The organism is Corynebacterium sp. KPL1824 (assembly GCF_000478095.1).
Classification (GTDB): Bacteria; Actinomycetota; Actinomycetes; order Mycobacteriales; family Mycobacteriaceae; genus Corynebacterium; species Corynebacterium accolens.
Map to the genome: position 1 here is coordinate 718,327 of NZ_KI515749.1, position 22,584 is coordinate 740,910.

Below are 22,584 nucleotides of genomic sequence, written 5' to 3' on the forward strand. Positions count from 1 at the left end.
CCCCACAGGAAGTAGAAACCGAGTACTATCTCACCCAGCCCATCAACACAGGGCTGTAAAAGAAGCGGAACTAAACCCAGGACGCTTCATTCCCGTGCAGAATCCGCTTTTGGCTGCGGGAGAAGTAAGCGAAGCGGACGCGGTGGCGATGCTAGAAGCGCGCTATCAGACGCGACGCGGGAAACAAGCCCTAGAGAAGGAACGGGGCGCTATCTCTCGGGTACCAGCAAGGGTTAAAGAATTGGTGAAAAAGGCCGCCATCGGTGCCGATAGTGAAGTGGAGAGAAAGGTGACCCGCGCATTGCAGAAGCGCGGTAAAAAGGTGCAGGTTAACCACCAAATCGGTCCGTACCTGTGGGACATTGTGGTGGGTAAGGTGGCGGTAGAGATTGATGGTTACGACTACCACAAGGCTGAAGACCTAGGGACCTTCATTAAAGACCGATGGAAGGGAAATAACGCTGCGTTGAAAGGCTATACGGTGTTGCGGTACTCGGGAAGCTGCGTGAAGCACCACTTAGTTGATGTAGTACAGCAAATAATCGAAGCAGACGAGGACCGCACCAACTTCACGTCGCACGTTCACAAGCCCGTGTGGCAGTGGCATTGGATTCTTGCCGGATTTGAGTCCGAACCAATCTACGGCTAGATACCACCGAACACAGTTCTATTTCTGCGTGACCTCTGGCAACCTCGAAGAGGTCGTGGGATAGGACGGCTGGGCGCCGGCGCTGGTGGCGGCGAAGGCACCGACGCGGGCGGCAAAGGTGGCGGCATCGACAAGCGTGGCGCCTTCAAGGAGTTTGGTGCAAAATGCTCCGGCAAAGGCATCACCGGCGCCGGTGGTATCGACCGCAGTGATCTGTGGGGTGAGGATGTCCGTGTTGGATTCGGGCGTTGCCACGTAGGCGCCTTCGGCCCCGAGGGTCAGCACCACCGATTTAAAGCCGGCGGAGACGAGGCGGTGGGCGAGCTCGCGCGGGGTGCCGGTGGAAGAAAGGCCCAGTTGCTCAAGGATGAGGCCGGCCTCGTGCTCGTTGGCCATGAGGGGATCGGCCTGCAGGAGGGCGTCGCGGTCCACCTCGATGACCGGGGCGAGGTTGACGACTACGCGTCCTTGGGCGGCATCGACAGCAGCTTTGAAACCGGAGGCGGGGATTTCGCCCTGGAGCAAGACTACGTCCGCATCGGCGATGGTGGATTGGCGGGCGGTGACGAAGGGGGCATCGACAAGAGCGTTGGCGCCGGGGGAGATGACGATGGTGTTTTCGCCATCGGCGGAGACGGTGATGACCGCCAAGCCGGTAGTGGTATCGGACTGTTCCACCGCGCTGAGATCGATGCCGGAGCTGTGCATGTAGTGCATGGCGGGCTCGGCGTAGGGGTCGGAGCCAACCGCGCCGACGAATGCTACATTGGCGCCCAATTGCGCGGCGGCGACCGCCTGGTTCGCGCCCTTGCCGCCAGCGAGGATCTCGCCGCCGGAGCCCAGCAGGGTTTCGCCGGGGTGCGGGTGGCGTTCGGCGTGGACAATAAGGTCAGCATTAATCGAGCCGACGACGGTGAGTTTGCTCATTGGAAATCCTCCACGGTGTCTTTGGTGACGGTAATAACCTCAACAGGAACATTCTTTTCTGCGCTCTCGCCATGTAGAAGCGCTGCTGCTTGTTCAATTGCGCGGGCACCAAGCTCGGCAGGCTGCTGGGCGATCGTTGCCTCCAGCTTGCCATCTTTTACAGCTTTGAGCCCGTCAAAAGTGCCATCGAAGGCAACAATTTTGACTTCCTTGCCGGCTCTGGAGCCGAGGGCTTCAACAGCACCTAAAGCCATCTCATCGTTTTCTGCAAAAATGGCGCTGATATTCGGATTCGCCTGCAGCAGATTGGTCGTTACGTTGAGGCCTTCAGTGCGGTCGAAATTCGCGGACTGTTTGCCGGCGATCTTGATGCCGGGGTACTGCGCGATCCTTTCCTCAAACCCCTTGCCTCGTTCGCGCGAGGCAGAGGTACCAGCGGTTCCCTGCAGGATCAGAATTTCGCCCTCTTCTCCGATCAATTCTGCGAGTTTATCCGCCGCTTGGGCGCCACCGGCCTCGTTATCAGAAGCAACCATGGAATCTAGTTCCACGCCGTTGACGTCTCGGTCGACTCCGATGACTGGCACACCATCATTTTTGATGCTGCGTACAGCGGGGCGACGGCATCAGAGTCGGTGGGATTAATGACCACCACTTTTGCGCCCATGGATGTCGCATTTCCCAACTGATTGACCTGTTGAGCCGGGTCATCGGAGGCATCTTGGATATCGAGGGGAACGTCGAGCTCTTTGGCCTTATCCTGCGCGCCGTGGAGTAATTCTACGAAGAATGGATTAGTTTGCGTCGATACGGACAGGGTGATGCGGTTTCGATCCTCCTCGGAGCGGTTGCACGAGGCTAGACCCAACGCTAGTGCTGGGACGATAAGTGAGACTAAAAGTTTCTTCATGGTCTCCTGCCTAATTCGCGGTCTTATTACGGAATACGTCGAAGCCCACGGCTAGGGCGATGACCAAGCCGATGACAATCTGCTGCCAGAAAGAAGAAACATTGAGCAGATTCAATCCGTTGCGAATCACGGCCAAAAGGATGGCGCCAACGAGTGTGCCCGTGGCTTTGCCTTGTCCGCCGGAAAGGGAGGCACCACCAATGACAACGGCTGCAATAGCATCTAGCTCATAGCCGGTTCCGGCTTGTGGCTGTGCGGATTCAAGGCGGCCCGCCATAACCATTCCTGCCCAGGCGGCGAAAAATCCGGAAAGCGCGAATACTGCGATTTGGATACGCCTTACTGGCAGACCAGACAGGCGCGCGGCTTCAAGGTTTCCGCCGATGGCATACATCGAACGGCCAAGGACGGTGCGCTCTAAGATAAACCAACAAATAACGCCAGCGATGACCATCATGATGATGGGAACAGGGAAGCCGAATACGTCACCGCCGAAAGCGTTAACTGTGGGTGCAGTTTCGATGGGCGAACCCTGTGAAATTACGAGCGTGATGCCGCGGGCGATGGACATCATGGCTAGAGTGGCGATGAATGACGGAATTTTTCCCCAAGCAGTGGCCATACCGCAGATAGCACCGGCGAGCGCACCGACGAACAAACCGATAAGCAGAGTAAGCCAGCCGGGAAGCCCAGCGTTGGAGAACATGTAGGCCGAAACCATTGCTCCCAAGGCCGCCACCGAGCCAACAGAAAGGTCAATGCCTGCAGTGACGATGACGAAAGTCATGCCGAAGGCCAAGATGGCCACCGTGGCAGCTTGAATACCTACGTTGAGGAGGTTAGCCACCGTAAGGAAATAGGGAGTGGCGATAAAGAGCGCGATACACAAGGCGATGAGCCCCACGAGCGCGCCATTATTCATGGCCCAGTTGGCAATGCGATTCTTGGTCATGAGTAGTCCTTATTTTGTAGAGGCGGAGGGTGATGCGGCGGATTCGGTGTTGACCTCGGAGACGTCCGTAGCCGCAGCTACGTTAGAAACCGCCAAGGCCATGACTTCATCTTGAGTGGAATCCTTGGGCAGTTGTCCTACCAGCTGGCCCCCGGACATTACGAGGATGCGGTCAGACATGCCGAGAATCTCAGGCAGATCCGAGGAAACCATGAGTACTGCTCCGCCTTCTGCAGTTACTTCGTTGATGATGTTGTAGATTTCTACCTTTGCACCAACATCGACGCCGCGAGTTGGTTCATCAAGCAATAAGACTTTGGAGCCGGCCAGTACCCACCGACCGAACACAGCCTTTTGCTGGTTACCACCCGAGAGATCACGGATGGGTTGGTCCAGCCCGGCCATCCGGATCCGAAGGGTTTCGGCAACCTCACCGGCTCGTCGGTGTTGCCCCTTGCGGTCTGCGAGCCCTGCCTTCGCCGTGGGATACAAGGTGGCAAGACCAAGGTTGTCGGATACTGAGGCATCGAGGATCAAGGCCTGTGATTTACGGTTTTCCGGAATATGGCCTACCCCTGCGGCGATGGAGGAACTGATATCGCCGTTGGGTAGAGCGTTTCCTTCGACATGTATCGTGCCCGAATCATACGAATCCGCCCCGGCGATAGCGCGGATAATCTCTGTACGGCCCGCTCCCACAAGGCCGGCCAGCCCGACCACTTCGCCGGCGCGCACTTCAAACGAGACATCGTGAAATGCGCCTTCGGAGGACAGGTCTTTAACTTCAAGCAGTGCCTCGCCAGGCTGAGCCGAAGCTTTTCGCGGATACTGATTTTCAATCTCACGGCCAACCATGAGGCGCACCAGCTCGTCCTTTTCGGTATCAGCGGGGACTTCAGCGATGAAGGCGCCGTCTCGCAGCACACTGATGGTTTCTGCGATTCGCGCCAGTTCATCGAGGTGATGGCTGATAAAAACCATCGCGACGCCCTTGGCTTTAAGGTCCTCTAATACCGCGAAAAGGGCATCGACCTCTTTGCCCGTCAATGCCGCGGTTGGCTCATCAAGAATGAGGATGCGCGCATTCATCGATAGGGCTTTGGCTATTTCTACCAATTGCTGCTTGGCGATGCCCAGCTCGCTTACCGGTTGATTTAAATCAACGTCCAAGCCGATGAGGTCTAATGCTGCTTTAGCTTGTGCTTTGAGGTGTTTTCTGTTGACTAGGCCAAACTTATTCGGCGTCCGCCCGAGCATGATGTTTTCTGCCACAGACATCGTGGGAACGAGGTTGAGCTCTTGATGGATTGTGGCGATGCCAAGCGCTTCGGAGGCTTTAGTATCGGGGATTTTTAACTTCGGATCCATCAATGAGGATTCGTCCTGAATCCGGCTCGTGTACGCCTGCGATCATCTTGATGAGTGTGGATTTCCCGGCACCATTTTCACCGAGGAGGGCTTGAATCTGCCCATAGCGTACGTCTAAATCTACGCCTTTGATGACCTCGACTGGTCCGAAGGACTTAGTAACGTTGTCGAGTTTGAGGACGGTATCGCTCATGTGTTTTCTCCCTGCACCTCGTGGGCTGTGGACATCCGCGGAATATAGCGGGTGGGAAGGATTTTTCCTTGGGGTTGTCGTTTGTCTTCGATGGATGCGATGAGTTCAGCAGCGGCGGTTCGGCCCATGCAGGCGACATCTTGGTCCACCACGGAAATTGGGGCTGCTTGAAACCGCAGATAGATAAAATCATCGAAACCAACGAGCGCTACTTCTTGGCCGATGGCTTTACCGGCGTTATGGCAGGCCTCTAATGCGCCGGCAGTCATCATGAAATCCCCGGCAACAATTGCGGTGACTTCTGCTTGCAGCAGTTCGATGGCGCCCTTATAGCCTTCCTTGTGCCGAAAGTTGCCTTGGTGGATGTGTATATCCATTCCCTGAGCGGCCTGCTTAAACACTTCGAGGCGCTGGCGACCAGTAGATGTTTCCTGCGGCCCTGAGAGATAACCAATCTTGGTATGGCCCTTGTCCTTGAGTTGGGCCACGGCGTCGTTGATTCCAAGGGAGGGGTCCGAAACCACGGCTGGCAGCGAGTCGAGTTCGCGGTCAATGAGAACGAGGGGGCGTTGTTCCTGCGATTGCGCCAGGGCATCCTTTGCTCCAGAGAGTGGTACGGCGATGATGCCGTCGACTCGTCGTTGTCCCAATGCTTCCAGTGCTGTCACTAGGCGTTCCGGATCTTCCCCGCAACTGGTAATGATGGTGGCGATGCCTTGGGCGTTTGCTTCTTTTTCCACCGCTGCTGCCATGGCGGCGAAGTAGGGGTTATCCAGGTTGGGAATGATGAGCCCGATGGCGTGTGAGCGCGCGCTGCGCAGGGCCCTCGCTTGAGCATTGGGCCTGTAATTAAGCTTATCGGCGATGTCTTGAACCCGAGTCCGCGTGGCTTCTGAGATCGAGGTATTTCCCGCCAAAGACCGTGAGGCGGTGGAAATGGACACCCCAGCAGCCGCGGCGACGTCTTTCAGCGTGGTTGTAGCCATGCCGAGCTCCTCATTGGTGGGGAATAAACGACTAAGTGTGCAATCGTTTGCACGATTATTTTAACTCTACGGTTTGGCTCTTATCAGTGTCAAGGGTTCCCGCCGGTCTAAGCTAATAATCATGGAACATTCCCAGCGCGATCCGCTCCTTGTTTTGGGCTCCCGTGTCACCCACGGCCATCCGGGCGCCATGCTGCGGTCTCGCTTGGATAAGGCACTCGAGCTCTATTCTGGGCAGACGGTCATCGTCTCTGGCCGAGGGGAAGCGGGCGCGATGGCTGAGTACTTGTTCCAGCGGGGTGTGGATCCTGCGGATGTACTTGTGGAACCGGCCGCTACCAGTACAAATGAGAACCTAGAAAACGCGCACAGCCTCGCACCAGATGCTGTGTTGCAGGTGGTTACCAACGATTTCCATGCACTGCGCACCACATTGTGGGCTTGGTACTTGGGGATCGCGATTAACGTTCATCCCGCGCGCACGCCGTGGCTTTCGATGCCGAGCAATTACCTGCGCGAGGTTGTGGCGACCCCGCATTCCGCGGCGCGCATCCTGTGGCGGCGACTGCGCAAGTAGTGGGAAGCGATTGTGCAGTGGGTGATCTCGTCTGGCTTGGACTGCTGGGAGGCTAGTATTCCTCGCATTCTGGGGGAGAGGTAAAAATCAATCTCAGGCATGTGGGTACACAATGGTGTGGGTATGTACACCGCAGTAGCCCTGAAATGGGTCAATCTTGCAGTGGCCGAGCTGGCCAAATACCCCTTTTAAGGAGATGGTTGTGCAAACGATTGACTTGATTTTGCGCGAGATCTTAAGCTGATTTCAACCACACGTTATAGCCAGAAAGGTCGTTAATATGACCGGTTATACATCGAATGAAGAGCGCGCCGACATTGAGTGCGTCAGCATCTCTCATGGCGAGTACATAGCCGAAATTGCCCTATGGGGCGGCGGCGTGAAATCCCTGACCTTTCGGGGACGGCCGCTGCTAGAAAACTACAAGGACAAGCCCCCGATGATGGCCGGGGTGGTACTAGCGCCGTGGCCTAACCGCACTGAAGACGGTCAATTCACCTGGCAGGGCGAGCACTACCAGCTGAACATTACAGAACCAGAGCGCAATAACGCTATTCATGGGCTTGCAGTGGACTGGTGGAAGTTAATTGAACAGCATAAGGACGAGGTCACGCTAACTTTTAGCATTGGGCCCCACAATGGCTGGCCTTGGACTGTAGAGCTAGTGGCCACCTACGCTGTGGATGACAGCGGCTTGCATTCTCATCTGAAGGCCGTGACCGAGCACGCCGAGGACATCCCATTTGCTTATGGGCTTCACCTCTACCTGTCTGCGCAGGGTGCGCCCACCCACGAGTGCGTGCTCAACCTGAATGTGGATGAGCACCACCTTCTGGATGAAAGAAACCTGCCCACCGGTGAGGTGCGCCCGGCGAAGTTGGTGGACACACCGCTGGACCGTGTGAACTGGGATGACTGTTTTCACGGACACGGCCCGCTTGTAGCGGACTATACCGCCGATGGCCGCGGGGTCCGCTTGGCCATGGATAGCGGTGTGGAGTGGGTGCAACTGTATACACCGGAGAATTTTCCCCGCGAAGTAGCACCATCGGGCAAGGCCTTGGCAGTTGAACCTATGAGTGCGCCACCTAATGCCTTGCGCAGTGGGATAGATCTTGTGCGACTAAAGCAGGGGAAACCGCACGTTTTTAGCCTGCATTTGTCTGCCGTAGAAAAATAAAATCGAGAAAGGTCAGCGATGGAAACAGCTGAATCCGTATTGAGGCTGGATGCCTCATGGGTGGACTACCTCTTGGTAGCCATTTACTTCCTATTCGTTTTGGGCATCGGCTGGGCGGCAAAGGCCCGGGTCTCAAACTCCATTGACTTCTTTCTATCCGGAAGGGGTCTGCCGGCTTGGGTAACCGGGTTGGCCTTCGTTTCCGCCAATCTGGGTGCGGTAGAAATTATTGGTATGTCCGCCAATGGTGTGGAGTATGGCTTCCAGACCATGCACTACTTCTGGATCGGTGCCGTTCCCGCCATGGTATTTCTTGGCATCGTGATGATGCCGTTTTATTACGGCTCCAAGGTGCGTTCGGTCCCAGAGTTCATGCGCAAGCGGTTTGGCAACGCAGCACACTTGGTGAATGCGATTTCCTTTGCCATCGCTCAGCTGCTTATCGCCGGAGTGAACCTGTATCTCTTGGCCACCATCGTGGAAGCCTTGTTGGGCTGGCAGATGTGGGTATCTCTGCTGGTAGCAGGACTCATTGTGCTGTCCTACATCACGTTGGGTGGCCTATCGGCAGCGATTTATAACGAGGTATTGCAGTTCTTCGTCATCGTGGCTGCACTGGCGCCGCTGACCATCATCGGCCTTAACCGGGTCGGTGGATGGAGCGGTTTGAAGGATGCCGTGGCTGAAGAATCTCACTTCCACACCTGGCCGGGTACGGAGATTTCCGGTTTCGATAACCCGGTATGGTCCGTTATCGGCATCGTCTTGGGATTGGGCTTTGTGCTGTCTTTCGGCTACTGGACCACGAACTTCGTCGAGGTGCAGCGAGCAATGGCCTCAGATTCCATTTCCGCTGCTCGCAAGACTCCGATTATCGGTGCCTTCCCAAAGATGTTTATCCCATTCTTGGTGGTAATTCCGGGCATGGTGGCTTCGGTATCGGTTGCGGACCTGATGGAACAACGGGCTGAACCGAATGATGCCATCTTGTTGCTGATGCGTGATTTGCTGCCTAATGGCCTTTTGGGCGTGGCCATTGCGGGCTTGTTGGCATCCTTTATGGCTGGTATGGCCGCCAATATCTCTGCCTTTAACACAGTTATGTCCTATGACATCTGGCAAACGTATGTGGTTAAGGATCGTGAGGACGATTATTACCTCAAGTTCGGGCGATGGGCTACGGTAGCGGCGACGGCGATTGCGATTTTCACCGCGTTGTTGGCGAAAAACTTTGGCAATATCATGGATTACCTGCAAACGCTCTTTGGATTCTTTAATGCGCCGCTCTTCGCCACGTTCATCTTGGGCATGTTCTGGAAGCGGATGACTCCGCACGCCGGTTGGTCGGGCTTGGTTGCCGGTACGGCTTCGGCGATTGCGTTCTGGTACGTAGCTACCTTCACTGACGCCATTAATCTTCCGGGGCAGGGAACTGCGTTCGTTGCTGCTGGTGTCGCCTTCGTTGTGGATATCCTTGTGTCCATCATCGTCAGCATGTGCACCCAGCCCAAACCTGACAGCGAGCTCGTGGGCTTTGTTTCTTCCGTGACGCCTAAGGGCCACTTCGAGGATTACACCGAAAAGTCCCTGCCGTGGTACCAGCAAACTGTCCCATTGGGCATTATCTGCCTCGCCATGGCCGTCGGCCTCAATATCATCTTTGCCTAAGGAGTAGCTCATGTCTGATAAAAAGCACGCAGGCGCGTTTGACCTGCGCAATGTGATTGGCGCCTTATTAGGCCTGTACGGAATTATTCTCATTGCTTGTTATTTCTTCCTTGACCCTGGCGTCAACCCGGATACCGCAATGCCAAAAGAGGCGGCGAATAACCTGTGGGCAGGCCTGGCAATGCTCGCGGTAGCAGCGCTTTTTGTTCTGTGGGCGCGCCTGAAACCAATCAGGATCCCAGGAGAAGAGTAATGGTTGATATCACCCATGCCACGCTTGCCGATGGCCGCGAGATCATCTACTTCGACGACCAACCTCACCCCGATCGCGTGCTTGATGATGCCCGCGATATCCCCGCCGTCGCTCCTGCTTCTGAAATGCGCCGTGATCCGTTGACCGGCGATTGGGTTGCTTTTGCCGCACACCGCATGAACAGGACCTTCATGCCGCCGGCAAATGAGAACCCTCTAGCCCCGACGCGGCCAGACCAACTGCCTACTGAGATTCCCAGCCCCAGCTATGACGTGGTGGTTTTTGAAAACCGCTTTCCCTCTTTCTCCATGGCCGCCACGATTGAGGAACCGGATAAAGATGAGCTCCTCGGCATGGTCCCGCGCTTGCCAGCCCAAGCCCGTTGCGAGGTGGTGTGCTTTACCGAAGACCCAACCCTTTCATTCCGCGATCTGCCTGAATCCCGTATTCGCACCGTGATCGAGGCCTGGGCACACCGCACCGCCGCATTATCCGCCATCGATGGAGTACAGCAAGTATTCCCCTTTGAAAATCGCGGGGAAGAAATTGGGGTTACCCTCCAGCACCCGCATGGCCAGATTTATTCTTACCCGTTCCTTTCCCCGCGGTTGCGCTCCATTGTGGATTCGGTTCGCGCCTATGACGGCGATCTTTTCCAGGAGCTTCTCGATAGGGAACGGGAAGCAGGTGATCGCATCATTGCGGAGACGCAATATTTCACTGTCTTCGTCCCCGCGGCCGCTAAATGGCCGCTTGAGGCGATGGTTCTGCCCAATGACGATGTCCCAGACTTTTCGGCGCTTAATGAAGCACAACGCGCCGACCTTGCTGGAGTGCTGAAAAAGCTTTATTCCGCGGTCGATCGCTTTTTTGAGGGCGTGGAAAAGACACCATATATTGCCGGCTGGACACAAGCCCCGGTGGATCCGGAGCTACGTTCGGGCGTCCGCATGCATTTGCAGCTATTTTCGCTCATGCGCTCGCCAAATCGCATGAAGTATCTTGCCGGGTCTGAATCCGCGCAGGGAGTGTGGATTAATGACACCACGCCGGAACGTATTGCAGCGCGATTCAAGGAGGTTTGGGATGCCTAAATGGTTTACTGCGCGCACGGACGAGGAACTTGCAGCCGCTGCCCGTCGGCTTTTTGCGGCGACTTTCGCTGACGATGAGACAGGTGCTGCTGCCCCCGAGCCGGTAGGGGTGTGGGCTGCTCCGGGGCGGGTAAACCTCATCGGCGAGCATATTGACTATGCCGGTGGCGCATCCATTCCTTTTGCCTTGGAACAAAATACGGCCGTAGCTGTGCGCCCGCGTACAGATGGCGCACTACGCATCGCTTCGGAATTCGATGGTTCCGTCGCGCAGGCCTGTGTTCCGTTTTCTAGCGTGAAACCGGGGCATCCTGCTGACTGGTCAGGCTATATCGCTGGCACCATCTGGGCGGCGGTCGAGGCCGATTTATTGCAGTGCACTGGGCTCGATATCGCGATTGTATCGGACGTTCCTGTTGGTTCTGGTCTATCCAGTTCTGCAGCGTTGGAGTGCTCTATTGCCGTAGCAGCTTATGAACTCGACCATGGGTGTTTACCCGATGATGCTGCTAGAGCGCAGCTCGTCCAAGCCTGCATCCGTGCTGAAAATGAGGTGGTGGGCGCCTCCACCGGGGGACTGGATCAAAATGCCAGCCTCTTTGGGCAGCGCGGAAAGGCCCTATTTCTCGATTTTTCTACCGGAGCCGTCGAACGCATCCCCTTCGATATCGCCTCCCAGGACTTGGTGCTGCTCATTGCGGATACCAATGCGCCACACACGCTTTCCGATGGCCAGTATGCCTCCCGCCGCGGGATTATCGATGATGTGCAATCCGCGGCTGGGTGCACCATCCGCGATATTCCGGATGCTGTGGATTTTGCCGCAACTGTTGCCGAAAAGTCCTCGGATTCGGCCGAGCTGTACCAAAGGCGCGTGCGCCATGTGGTGGAAGAAACCGAGCGCACCTTGAGCGCTGCTTCCGCCTTGTGCGCATCCGATATGGATACATTTCGCCAGCTGATGCGCGATAGCCATGTCTCGCTGCGGGATTTTTACGAGGTCACAACGCCCGAACTCGACTCTGCTTTTAACGCGGCAGGTGAGCTCGGTGCGCGCATGACTGGCGGTGGCTTTGGCGGCGCAGTTATCGCCCTAATAGCGAAGGACGACGTAGACGCGACCGCGCAGGCCATTGAAGAAGCAGCGGCACAGCAAGGCTTTCCCGCTCCGACCTTCGTGGTGGCCCGCCCCGGAGAGGGCGCGCGCCGATTACACTAAGCGTGCTGCGGCGGAAACCGTTACCGGGGCTTTACCGCCTTGAGCGCCTTGCTGATCCCGCTTTGCAAAGTAGGCCGTGACTGCTTCATGGGGTGGGCAATGGCGCGCAGCCCCATATACGCAATCTGATCGGCGGCGCGATTGAGCGGATCCCCAGCATGGCCGAGGACTCGGCGGATATCCACCTCGCAGGTGCCTTCTAGGTCGCCCCAAGCCTGCTGGAATCGGGAGCGCGCGCCAGAGGATACCCCGCGCCACCTGCGTCCCGGGCGGGCGGCCTTCGAGCCTTTCTTGTGCACAATGTGGTTGACCGCATCCAATGCCGCAACAGAATCGGATTCGATGACAGCCTTTGTCGCACCTACCTTGAGCAGGTACTTTAACGCGAGCGTGAGCGCTTCTAGTTCCAGTTCGTCCGTGCTGGCTTTCGTTTCGCGGGTGCGCAGGCGGTAGTCACCATTTCCCGCCACGAAACACATCGAGCCCTTGAATACGGTATCGGAGGAGGCGTCGGTGGCGATGCGTACCACCGCGCCTGCCGGCCACGACGTCGTGTGCGAGAAGTTTGGCCACCATTTCGCCTCTGGCGTTTCGACTTGGTTGGCTTCTTTCTTTTTCGGTGCCTCGCCCAGCTTGCGGGCCTTACGCGCGGTCAAGCCAGCTTGTTTGCGGCGTGCGGAGCTCGCGCTTGCCGATGCCCGATTCTCCCCCGCAAAGCTCCCCGTCACCGTATAGCCGCGCTTCTCGAGCGCCGCTCGGAGCGCATTTTGCCTGCGCCCGGTGACAATCCAGGTGCGCCCATCGATTCCGTGCAGGGCGCGTTGCAGCTCGCGTACCGCAACTTTAACGATATCGCCTTTTTTGATCTGGCCTTTGCGCACGAAGCGTGCCTGGGCGGTATTGACCGCAATGACCCACCCCTCGATGGTTCCATCCTCCGCTGAATCCCAGCGTTCATCCCACAACGCGATCGCCACATGGACCGGCGCAGACACCATGTCCTTGGTGATTTTGCGGGTGCCATAGGTGCGCGATTGCGTGCCGGTAAGTGCTGAGAGCTCGAGGGGTTCCATTGGTTCTAGTAAATCACGCCCCATTCCAGCTGTGAGCTGCACGCGCCTGATGTGGGCTCGATTCGTGAAGGTTCGCGATAGTTCTAGGCCTCATTGCGTTCCAACCCGCAACAGGGTCGCAAAAGAGCTGTGCAAAAGCCTCCTCAGGATGTTCCGCAACCGGCTGCTTAAAGGCCTCTTCAGGTTGCTCCTAAGAAGTGCAGGGTCCTATGCAACATTTGAAGAAAATTTGCGATATTTGAGGCACCATTTTGCTCAGTTATTGCAGTGGAGGTTGAACATAGGAGGCTGGCCTTCCAACCCTGACCAAAGCGACCGACTGCCTGGCCTTCGCAAAAGGTGTTAGTCGCCCGTTCCGTGGGATTGGCACCCATTCGGTGCAGGTTTCCAGCAGGGAGCTCAGAATATGACCATTTGGAGCATCACGCTCGGCAGTTTCTCCACAGAGCCGCGAAGATAAAGGGCATGCTAAATCATGAGTTAATTAATCTTCGTTACGCAGGTTCAACTAGTCCTTACTATCCCGCGTTGTACACGGGAGAATTAAAGCGAGTCGCTCCATGGATTGCAGTGAAAACAACGACGTGGGAAAGCTGGCCATGGCATAAGCAACAGGTTGCCCTTACTTTAGCGGCCGGCCTAAGTGCGCACCGAGCGTCATTGGTGGCTAAGTCGGCTGCGCGTATGTGGGGAATATGGGTGATCCCCCGGAGAAACGAGGTCATTGAACTCGCCTCGCCGTCAGGAAGTATTCCACCGAAAACGCAGTGGCCGCGAAATTACTACCGTATGGCACGCATAGAGGAGACAACGGTGGAAAAGTCCGGAGTTCGGGTGACGAATCCGGCGCGGACATGCTTGGATATCGCAAGGTTACATGGGTTTGCGGAAGGGCTTGTTGCGGTCGATTCCGCATTGCGCGCGGGCCTGGTGTCGGTAGAAGATCTGAAGGAAACACGGGCAGCAATGGCTCGGATGAAGGGGCCTATCCCCATGAAAATGGCGGTGGAGCATGCGTACGCAGGATCCGAATCACCGTACGAGTCGCTTTTGCGGGCGTTAATTATTGAAAGGATTCCCGCTGCCACTGTGTACCCTCAATTTCGCGTATTGGGAAAGTACCGGGCTGACTTATGTATCGATGGGTGGCTCATTATCGAGGTCGATGGGGACACCAAGTACGACGGTACTTATGGGAAAGCGCCGGAAACGGTGGTTAAGCAACAAATGCGCAGGCAACGAGAAATCGAAAACCAGAAATATAAGGTATTGAGATTCGGGCCAAAAGATCTGGTCAATGACCCGAATAAGGTAGTGGAGACGATAGTTGAATACCTGGAGCGAAAGGCAGGAAAAGTAGCGTAGATCACCCCCGAAGCACCCCTAGCTATAGATGTTGTTGAACAACCTCTGTAATAGCAATTATGATGATGCGAATCACATTTAAGAGAGACTGGCGTCACGAAAGGTGAAATTAGTGAGTGCTGAAAAACAGGCTTCCGCCCCGGCACAGGCGGGGGCGCAGGCGGATGCGAAGATCCCGCCCAAGGGCATCGGCGCCATGGCGGGCGCCATGTTCCTCATGGCTACCTCGGCCATCGGCCCGGGCTTTTTGACCCAGACTTCGGTCTTTACCGTCCAGATGGGCGCTTCTTTTGCCTTCGCCATTGCGCTGTCCATCCTCGTGGACATTGCCATCCAGCTCAATGTGTGGCGCGTGCTCTGCGTGACGGGAATGCGCGCAAACACCCTGGGCAATACCGTTCTTCCCGGCTTGGGCTGGGTGCTCGCCGGCTTCGTCTTTTTCGGCGGGGCGATTTTTAATATCGGCAATATCGCCGGCGCGGGCCTGGGCCTGAACGCAATGCTGGGCATCGATGCGCGCATTGGCGGCGTCATTGCGGCGGCGATTGCGGTTTTCATCTTCCTCTCCCGCCGCGCTGGAATGGCGCTGGACCGCCTCGTGGCAGCCCTGGGCGCGGTGATGATCCTGCTCATGCTGTATGTGGCCATCGTCAGCCAGCCGCCGGTAGGGGAGGCGCTGAAGAATACCGTCGCGCCGGGTGAAATCGATTTCTTCGTCATTACCACCATCATCGGCGGCACGGTCGGTGGCTATATCACTTTCGCCGGCGCGCACCGGTTGATCGATGCAGGCTTATCCGGCGTTGAAAACGTCAAGAATATTACGCGGACCTCCGTCAGCGGCATCATCGTCACCGGTATTATGCGCATGCTGCTCTTCTTAGCGGTATTGGGCGTGGTGGCTACCGGCGTCACGCTAAAAGAAAATAATACCGCCGCCGATGCCTTCTACCACGCGGCCGGTGAATTCGGCCTTCGTGCATTCGGTATGGTGCTCTTTGCCGCAGGGCTGTCCTCGGTCATCGGTGCCGCTTATACCTCGGTTTCCTTCGTGACCACCCAGGAAACCCCGGCCCGGACCCGTAATATCTTCACCGTTATCTTCATTGCGGTCTGCACGGTCATTTTTGTAATAATCAATTCCGCGCCGCAAAAGCTCTTGATCTTCGCCGGTGCGATTAACGGGCTCATCCTTCCCATCGGCTTCGCGCTGGTGATGTGGGTAGCTTGGCGCCGCAAGGATCTGCTGCAGGGTTATAAGTATCCAAAGTGGCTGCTTATCCTTGGCGGCTTGGCCTGGTTGCTTACCATTTTCATCGGCCTCCGCGCAGTCTCAGGAATCACAGCAATATGGGCATAATGCACACGCCAGAAGAGGTGCGCGAGTTCGCTCGCACCCACGAGATGACCACCACCGCCGGGCACGCGCGGGGCTACATGCAGGCCAACCTGCTCTCGCTGCCCAGCGCATACGCCTTCGACTTCCTGCTCTTTGCCCAGCGCAACCCCAAGCCGTGCCCCATCGTCGGCGTGCTTGAGGCGGGGCAGTACACCTCGGATCTGCTACCTGGCGGCGATATTCGCACCGATATTCCGGCCTATCGCATCTTTGAAAACGGTGAGCACACGGCCACGCTTGCCGATGCCACCTCCTATTACACCCCCGACATGGTCAGCTTCCTCATCGGCTGTTCGTTTACCTTTGAAACGGCGTTGGTGGATGCGGGTATAGAGATCGCGCATATCGAACAGCAGCGCAATGTGCCGATGTACCGGACGAATATCCCCACTACTCCTGCGGGCGTATTCTCCGGGCCAATGGTGGTATCGATGCGCCCGATTCCGGCATCGCAGGTTTCCGATGCGGTGCGCATTACCTCCCGCTATCCGTCCGTGCACGGTGCGCCGGTGCACGTGGGGGACCCAGCGGCCATCGGTATCGCGGATTTAGCGCACCCGGACTTTGGTGATGCGGTGGATATTCCAGAAGGCTGCCTTCCCGTCTTCTGGGCGTGTGGGGTTACCCCGCAGGCCATCGTGATGGAATCAAAGCCAGAGCTGGCTATTTCCCACGCGCCGGGCAAGATGCTGGTGACCAATGCCCGCGATGCAGAGTACCTCATCCCTTAGGCATTGACCCCTCCGCTTAATTAGTCCGTGAGGGACAAGATGGTATCGCAGGTTTCTAAGAGGCTATCGCGCAAGTGCGTGGTGGCCTCTTCCCGTTTTCCATCCGCGATGAGCGTGGCCACATCAACGTTGCCTTGAATATGCTCGGCGTGCAGCTGCGGGTAGCGCGGGATGACCAATAAGAAGGTAAGCCGCATGCGCGCGAGAAGGTTGCTCATCTGCTCATCCAAGGTAGGGGAACCCAGCCCTGCTACCAGGGCTTGGTGGAAGCGCTGGTTAATGGAGGAGACTTCCTGGTGTTTATTGCGCCTTGCGCACTCGAAGGCGGAGGAGGCGAGGGAGATAAGCGAGGGGGCATCGGCAAACGCGCCCCAGCGCGCCGCGGCCGGCTCGATGGCGGCGCGGGCGGCGAATAAATCGCGGATATAGGCGGCATCCGGGGTGGCGATGAAGACGCCGCGGTGGGGGATGCGCTCGACCAGGCGCTCAGCGGCGAGCGTGGTGAAAGCCTCGCGGAGGGTATTGCGGGAGCAACCGAATTGCTCAGCCACCTTTACCTCGCTGAGCTGCTCGCCGGGCTGAAAATTGCCGGCCGACATCTCTTGGCGCAAAGCGGTGGCGACGGACTGGGAAAGCATGACCCTCACCTTACTGAATGGGTGAGGCGTCAACGGCCATTCCGTATGACTTAAAGATCTAAAAGTTCTAAAGAGGTGGCAAAGTTCTAAAGGATCTAAACTGAAACCATAGTTCTAAAGGATCTAAATGGGAGGTCTGTCAGAGTGATTCCGGATAAGAATCCTTTTCGCCCCAGTTTCGGCGCGTCGCCGGTGCAGCTGGCCGGGCGCGAATTTGAAATCAGCTCGTTTAACTATGGGCTCCTGGGTGGCGTGGGCGCCATGCAGCGCGCCTTGCTGGTCAGCGGTACGCGCGGGGTGGGCAAAACGGTACTTCTCAATGAGTTTGAAGAATCCGCGCGCCGCCTGGGGTGGGTTGTCATCCGCGCCTATGCGGATACCCAGATGGTGGCACAGCTGCGCGATTCCACGATTCCGGAAGCCATCGAGGAGTTGGATTATACGGAGAAGACGGGCCGCAAGATCACGGGATTCTCTGTGGCGGGCGTGGGATCTGTGACGACGCAGCTACCTCACAACCAGGCCCAGCCCAGCTTGGTCTCGCGGCTGCGCAGCCTCCTGAAGGCCGCGCGTGCGCATGATGCGGGCGTCTTGTTAACGGTCGATGAGGTGCAAGCGGCTTCCGTGGATGAGCTTGCGCAACTTGCCACCGCCATCCAGGATCTCATTCGCGACGAGTACGATATTGCCTTCGCCGCCGCGGGATTGACCTTCGGGGTAGAAGAGCTATTGGAGCATGAGGGCACCACCTTTTTGCGCCGCGCTCAACGGCTGGATTTGGGGCTGCTTGATGATGCCACCGTAGCCGAAACCCTCCACAGCACCGCCACCGCGGCTGGGCGCGGTTTCAGCGAGCGCGCTTTAAAGGAGGCGACCGCATTGGTGCAGGGGTATCCGTACCTATTGCAGCTGGTCGGTGCTTTGGCGTGGACCCGTGCGGTACTCGATGGGGCGGATGCCATCGAAGAGCGTCACGTGTCCTCTATTGCGCGCGAGATTCCAGCGCATATGGGCAACCAGGTGCACAGGATTGCGTTGAAGAATGTTCCTGACGCCCAGCGCGCTTTTCTCAACGCCATGGCGGAGCTGGAATCCGAACACGGGGCTGATATTCCCACCGGTGCCATCGCGGCGCACCTGGGCAAGACTCCCAATGCCATTTCCATGGCCCGCAAGCTGCTTTTAGAACGCGATCTCATCGCTAGCCGCCGCTACGGAACCGTGCATTTCCTTTTGCCCTACCTTGGCGAGTATTTGCGCAGCACGCGCTAGTCGATGGTCGCAATCACCGTCGCGGAATCCAGGCGGTCGCCCTCTTCAGCGAGGATCTTGATGGTGCCGCCGCGCGGGGCCTTGATGGCAGATTCCATCTTCATGGCCTCGACCGTGGCGATGGAATCTCCTTCGGAGACGCTATCGCCATCGGATACATTCCAGGCCACGAGGTTGGCCTCGAAGGGGGAGGTGACCGCGTTATCGTCGCTGGACTGTGCCCCGGCCGTCGAGGGAGCGGTGGCAGTGGCACCAGAATCACCCGCGGCGCCCGCGCCAGCGCCGGCACCAGCACCAGCGAGGAAGTCCATGGGCACGCCGATATTGACGAGTTTGCCATCGATTTCCACCGCTACCGTCCGGCGCTTGGTGTAGATGGCCTCGACCTTGTCTACCTGGTTCGCGGCAGAGGGCCGGTAGTTGTGGTCGAGCCAGTCGGTGAACACGCCGATGTCGCTGGCACCCGCATCGGCCTCGGCGGAAGACGGGGTGCCAATAAGTGCTGGCTCGTCCATCATGTCGCGGTGGAAGGGCAGCACGGTGCGCACGCCGGAGACGTCGAATTCGCGCAGCGCCTGGCGCGAACGGGCGAGGGCCACCTCGCGCGTGGGGCCCCAGACGATGAGCTTGGCAATGAGCGAGTCATAGTACGGCGGGATAATGGATCCCGAGCGGACAGCAGAATCGACGCGGATGCCGGGGCCGGTGGGCGGCTCGAAGGAGACGATGGTGCCGGGGCAGGGAGCAAAGCCGTTGAGGATGTCCTCGGCATTGATGCGGAATTCAAAGGCGTGGCCGGTGGAGGCTGGATCCTTAGAGATGGACAGGGGCTCGCCCGCGGCGATGCGGAATTGCTCGGCGATGATATCTGTGCCGGTCACCACCTCGGTCACGGGGTGTTCGACCTGGACGCGGGTATTGACCTCCAAGAAGGAGATGGTGCCGTCCTCGGAAACTATGTATTCCACGGTGCCGGCGCCGGTATAGCCCACGTGGGAACAAATGGAGCGGGCGCCTTCGATGATGCCGTTGCGCTGGGCATCGGAAAGCGCGGGTGCCGGGGCCTCCTCGATGAGCTTTTGGAAGCGGCGCTGGGTGGAGCAATCGCGGGTGCCTAGCACGCGGACGTTGCCGTGGGTATCCGCCAGGACCTGCGCCTCTACGTGGCGCGGGTGGGTCAGGAACTTCTCCACGTAGCACTCGGCGCGGCCGAATGCCTCCATAGCCTCGCGCCCGGCGGAGTTGAACGCGCCTTCGATCTCATCCATGGAGTCCACGACTTTAAGGCCGCGCCCGCCGCCGCCATAAGCGGCCTTGATGGCAATCGGCAGCCCATGCTCCTCAGCAAAGGCGCGGGCCTCCTGCCAATCATCAATCGGATCGGAGGTGCCCGGAGCCAGGGGCGCGCCGACCTCTTCGGCCACGCGGCGGGCGGCAATCTTATCGCCCAAAAGCTCGATGGATTCCGGCGATGGGCCGATCCAGATCATGCCGGCATCGGTGACGGTGCGGGCAAAGTCGGCGTTTTCGGAGAGGAAACCGTAGCCCGGGTGGATGGCATCCGCACCGGCGCGCACGGCGATATCCAGCAGCGCCGGGATATTCATATAGGTATCGGCGGCGGTATTGCCGGGCAGCGCATAGGCTTCATCGGCAACCTGGGTGTGCAGGGCGCCGGCATCGGCCTCGGAATAAATGGCGATGGACTTAATGCCCAAGTCGCGGGCCACGCGGGCAATGCGCACGGCGATTTCGCCGCGGTTAGCAATGAGGACGGTTTTAATCTGCATTTTCTTCTCCAGTATTTAAAGCTTGGGGTGTCACGAGGCGGAAGGTCACGCGCGCGCCGGGCGGGAGCTGCGCGGCAATGTCGATATCTTCTTCCAAGACGGTGGCGATGACGGGATAGCCGCCGGTGACGGCATGGTCGCGCAGGAAGACCACCGGCTTGCCATTCGGCGGGATCTGAATGGAACCGGCCACCATTCCCTCGGAGGGCAACTCGCCGTCTTTCACGCGCTGCACGGTGACATCCCCGTCTTTCGTCCCCGAAAGCCTGAGGCCAACGCGGTTGGAATCAGAGGAAACGACCCATTCGGTATCCAGGAAGGTAGAGATATTATCGCCAAACCAGTCATCGCGCGGGCCCAGCACGCAGCGCAGCGTCGCGCGCGTCTTGCCAGCGGAATCAGCGGATACGCGCAGGGGGTTGACCAATTGCGCATCCGTCATGCCGGTCGAGCGGGGGAGCACGCCGATGACATCGCCAGTGGTGACGGGGTCGGGGCCGAGGCCAGAAAGGACGTCGGTGGCAGAGGACCCGAGCTCGGACTCGGCGATGATGCCGCCGCGAATGGCCACGTAATTGCGCATGCCCACCGTTGCGGCACCGACCGTCACGGTCTGGCCGGCGGTAACGAGCACCGGGCGGGCGAGGTGTACGGGCATCTCACCCAGGCGGACGCGGGCGGTGGCGCCGGTAACGCAGATGACGGTATCGGTCAGCGCGCGCAGCTTAATGCCGCCGATGTTTTCTAGCACCGTCGCACCCCGCGGATTGCCCACGGCGACATTCGCGGTTGCCGCGGCGGCGTGGTCGGCGGCACCGGAGGGTGTTACGCCCAAGTCACCTACGCCGGGGCGGCCAAGGTCTTGAAAAAGCGTGAGCAGGCCGGCATCGAGGACCTCCATGCGGGGCAGGCGGGCCGGCGAGCGCTTGGATTCCGCGCTGCGATCCACCAAGTCCGGTAGCTCGTCCACGGCGCGGTAGCGCACGCGGTCACCGGGCTGCACCAGCGCGGGTGGGTTAGCGTGTGAATCCCACATCGGGGTATTGGTGGTGCCGAGCAACTGCCAGCCACCTGGGGAAACGCGCGGGTAGACCGCGGAGAACTCGCCCGCGATGCCTACTGCACCAGCCGGAACGGCGGTGCGCGGATCGGAGCGGCGGGGAACGGCCTTGGCCTGGGCAGGATCGGAGGGCGCGCAGTAGGTAAAGCCGGGGGCAAAACCGCCAAAGGCGGCGGTCCATTCGGTAGAGGTATGCCAGTCAATCAAGGCCTCGCGCGACATGCCGAGGAGCTCGGCGGCGGCGTCGACATCTTCGCCATCGTAAAGCACGTCGATGTCTACCGTGCGCGCCTCTTTTGCGGTAGCGGCGGCAGGGGAGAAGTCCGTCAGGAACTCTGCGGCCGCGCGCGCGGAATTCGGCGCCTCAAAGGTAATGAGCAACGTGGTGGCGGCGGCAATGCAATCCACCTGGTTCTTCAGCGGTTTAGCGGACAGCGCCGCGTGCCACGCCATGACCTGCTCGAGCCCGTCCAAATCAATGAGGAGGGCGCGGGTGCCAACGAAGTGAATATGCGGCATTAGATAAAGCTCCGAATATCGATTCCTTCCGCGCTGAGGCGTTCGACCACACCGCGCAGCAGTTTCACGGAGCCCGGCGAGTCACCGTGGGTGCACACGGATTGGGCATCGACATCGAGCGTGGTGCCATCGATGGCGGTAATAGATCCGGTTTGGGCGACTTCCAGCACGCGCTTGACGACATCCCCCTCATCCCCCAATACCGCATTGTCCTGTTTGCGGGAGACCAGCGTGCCATCTGGGTTGTAGTTGCGATCCGCGAAGGCCTCGCGGATGACGGTGAGGCCTTGGGATTCTGCAATATCGACCGCGAGGCCGCCCGGCAGCAGCATCACGGGGAGGTCACCGAAGGCCTTGATGCCTGCGATAACTCCCTTGGCCTGTGCCTCGTCTTTGACGATGGTGTTGTACATCGCGCCGTGCGGCTTCACATAAGACACCCGCGTGCCATTGGCGCGCGCCAGCGCATCGAGCGCACCAATTTGGTAGGTGACCTCGTCCGCGAGCTCCGCCGCGTTGTAGTCGATGAAGCGGCGGCCAAAACCGGCCGGATCGTTATAGCCCACGTGTGCTCCGACCGTGACTCCCGCACGCGCCGCGGATTTAAGGGTCTGCGCAATGGAGTGCGGGTCACCGGCGTGGAAGCCGGTGGCGACATTGGCGGAGGAGACCATCTCCAGCATCGCGGCATCATCGGCTACCGGGTTGCCAGCGGTGGTTTCACCCAAGTCCGCGTTGAGATCAATGTGGAGCGAAGCCAT

Annotated in this window: 19 protein-coding genes and 2 pseudogenes; 11 read left to right on the forward strand and 10 right to left on the reverse strand. The window is 58.5% G+C overall.

The annotated features are described in order from the left end of the window. Positions 1-649 (forward strand): endonuclease domain-containing protein (locus tag HMPREF1267_RS03380; protein ID WP_232215099.1); only part of this gene is annotated, 649 nt, incomplete at its 5' end. A gap of 18 nt (positions 650-667) precedes the next feature. Here the strand turns inward: HMPREF1267_RS03380 and HMPREF1267_RS03385 are convergent. The 5 genes and pseudogenes from HMPREF1267_RS03385 to HMPREF1267_RS03405 all read right to left on the reverse strand — a co-directional run bounded on the left by HMPREF1267_RS03385 (position 668) and on the right by HMPREF1267_RS03405 (position 5,985). Then, complete coding sequence (locus HMPREF1267_RS03385) at positions 668-1,576, reverse strand: ribokinase (RefSeq protein ID WP_005277419.1); 909 nt, start codon at positions 1,574-1,576, stop codon at positions 668-670. Beyond that, positions 1,573-2,486, reverse strand: a pseudogene (locus HMPREF1267_RS03390) (substrate-binding domain-containing protein). The gene HMPREF1267_RS03385 and the pseudogene HMPREF1267_RS03390 overlap by 4 nt, the downstream one beginning before the upstream one ends. 10 nt (positions 2,487-2,496) lie before the next feature. Then, the gene (locus HMPREF1267_RS03395; RefSeq protein ID WP_023016865.1) at positions 2,497-3,438 is read right to left on the reverse strand and encodes an ABC transporter permease; all 942 of its coding nucleotides are present in this window, start codon (positions 3,436-3,438) and stop codon (positions 2,497-2,499) included. Between the two features lie 9 nt (positions 3,439-3,447). After that, positions 3,448-4,999: pseudogene (locus HMPREF1267_RS13465) on the reverse strand (sugar ABC transporter ATP-binding protein). After that, a complete protein-coding gene (locus tag HMPREF1267_RS03405; protein ID WP_023028394.1) occupies positions 4,996-5,985 on the reverse strand; it encodes a LacI family DNA-binding transcriptional regulator in 990 nt (329 codons plus the stop codon). The pseudogene HMPREF1267_RS13465 and the gene HMPREF1267_RS03405 overlap by 4 nt, the downstream one beginning before the upstream one ends. A gap of 121 nt (positions 5,986-6,106) precedes the next feature. On the opposite strand from HMPREF1267_RS03405, the gene HMPREF1267_RS03410 reads away from it, so the two are divergent. The 6 genes from HMPREF1267_RS03410 (at position 6,107) to galK (ending at position 11,976) form a co-directional block, all read left to right on the forward strand. Beyond that, positions 6,107-6,562 carry a YdcF family protein gene (locus HMPREF1267_RS03410; protein WP_023028395.1) on the forward strand — a complete coding sequence of 152 codons (456 nt, stop codon included), beginning with the start codon at positions 6,107-6,109 and terminating at the stop codon, positions 6,560-6,562. 280 nt (positions 6,563-6,842) lie between these two features. Next, positions 6,843-7,742 (forward strand): aldose 1-epimerase family protein, encoded by a 900-nt coding sequence (locus HMPREF1267_RS03415; protein WP_023028396.1) that lies wholly within the window; start codon positions 6,843-6,845, stop codon positions 7,740-7,742. An 18-nt stretch (positions 7,743-7,760) separates the two neighbouring features. Continuing rightward, the gene (locus HMPREF1267_RS03420) at positions 7,761-9,410 is read left to right on the forward strand and encodes a sodium:solute symporter family protein (protein ID WP_023028397.1); all 1,650 of its coding nucleotides are present in this window, start codon (positions 7,761-7,763) and stop codon (positions 9,408-9,410) included. Between the two features lie 10 nt (positions 9,411-9,420). Further along, positions 9,421-9,663 (forward strand): hypothetical protein, encoded by a 243-nt coding sequence (locus HMPREF1267_RS03425; RefSeq protein ID WP_023028398.1) that lies wholly within the window; start codon positions 9,421-9,423, stop codon positions 9,661-9,663. After that, positions 9,663-10,757 (forward strand): galactose-1-phosphate uridylyltransferase, encoded by a 1,095-nt coding sequence (gene galT / locus HMPREF1267_RS03430; protein ID WP_023028399.1) that lies wholly within the window; start codon positions 9,663-9,665, stop codon positions 10,755-10,757. Before HMPREF1267_RS03425 ends, galT begins: the two co-directional genes overlap by 1 nt. Then, on the forward strand, positions 10,750-11,976 hold the full coding sequence (gene galK, locus HMPREF1267_RS03435; protein ID WP_023028400.1) for a galactokinase: 1,227 nt from the start codon (positions 10,750-10,752) through the stop codon (positions 11,974-11,976). The genes galT and galK overlap by 8 nt, the downstream gene beginning before the upstream one ends. 20 nt (positions 11,977-11,996) lie before the next feature. Here the strand turns inward: galK and HMPREF1267_RS03440 are convergent, their stop codons facing one another. Then, positions 11,997-13,049, reverse strand: coding sequence for an RNase H family protein (locus HMPREF1267_RS03440; protein ID WP_023028401.1), 1,053 nt, complete (start codon positions 13,047-13,049; stop codon positions 11,997-11,999). An 813-nt stretch (positions 13,050-13,862) separates the two neighbouring features. On the opposite strand from HMPREF1267_RS03440, the gene HMPREF1267_RS03445 reads away from it, so the two are divergent. From HMPREF1267_RS03445 to HMPREF1267_RS03455, 3 genes are all read left to right on the forward strand, one after another. Continuing rightward, a complete protein-coding gene (locus HMPREF1267_RS03445) occupies positions 13,863-14,414 on the forward strand; it encodes an endonuclease domain-containing protein (protein WP_023028402.1) in 552 nt (183 codons plus the stop codon). A gap of 196 nt (positions 14,415-14,610) precedes the next feature. Further along, positions 14,611-15,774, forward strand: coding sequence for an NRAMP family divalent metal transporter (locus HMPREF1267_RS03450; protein ID WP_005277435.1), 1,164 nt, complete (start codon positions 14,611-14,613; stop codon positions 15,772-15,774). Continuing rightward, entirely contained in the window at positions 15,765-16,544 is a 780-nt protein-coding gene (locus HMPREF1267_RS03455) for a putative hydro-lyase (RefSeq protein ID WP_005277438.1), read from the forward strand. Before HMPREF1267_RS03450 ends, HMPREF1267_RS03455 begins: the two co-directional genes overlap by 10 nt. A gap of 20 nt (positions 16,545-16,564) precedes the next feature. Here the strand turns inward: HMPREF1267_RS03455 and HMPREF1267_RS03460 are convergent, their stop codons facing one another. Continuing rightward, complete coding sequence (locus HMPREF1267_RS03460; RefSeq protein ID WP_023028404.1) at positions 16,565-17,182, reverse strand: GntR family transcriptional regulator; 618 nt, start codon at positions 17,180-17,182, stop codon at positions 16,565-16,567. A 144-nt stretch (positions 17,183-17,326) separates the two neighbouring features. Here HMPREF1267_RS03460 and HMPREF1267_RS03465 point away from each other — a divergent pair, with 144 nt between their 5' ends. After that, a complete protein-coding gene (locus tag HMPREF1267_RS03465; RefSeq protein ID WP_023028405.1) occupies positions 17,327-18,454 on the forward strand; it encodes an ATP-binding protein in 1,128 nt (375 codons plus the stop codon). Here HMPREF1267_RS03465 and HMPREF1267_RS03470 read toward each other — a convergent pair. Genes HMPREF1267_RS03470 through HMPREF1267_RS03480 form a run of 3 tightly spaced genes read right to left on the reverse strand, consistent with a single transcriptional unit; the run spans position 18,451 to position 22,584 of the window. Continuing rightward, on the reverse strand, positions 18,451-20,244 hold the full coding sequence (locus HMPREF1267_RS03470) for a biotin carboxylase N-terminal domain-containing protein (protein WP_023028406.1): 1,794 nt from the start codon (positions 20,242-20,244) through the stop codon (positions 18,451-18,453). The two genes, HMPREF1267_RS03465 and HMPREF1267_RS03470, sit on opposite strands and share 4 nt — an antisense overlap. Further along, positions 20,234-21,823: a 5-oxoprolinase/urea amidolyase family protein gene (locus HMPREF1267_RS03475; protein WP_023028407.1), complete on the reverse strand. Its 1,590-nt coding sequence runs from the start codon at positions 21,821-21,823 to the stop codon at positions 20,234-20,236. The genes HMPREF1267_RS03470 and HMPREF1267_RS03475 overlap by 11 nt, the downstream gene beginning before the upstream one ends. After that, on the reverse strand, positions 21,823-22,584 hold the full coding sequence (locus HMPREF1267_RS03480) for a LamB/YcsF family protein (RefSeq protein ID WP_005281702.1): 762 nt from the start codon (positions 22,582-22,584) through the stop codon (positions 21,823-21,825). The genes HMPREF1267_RS03475 and HMPREF1267_RS03480 overlap by 1 nt, the downstream gene beginning before the upstream one ends.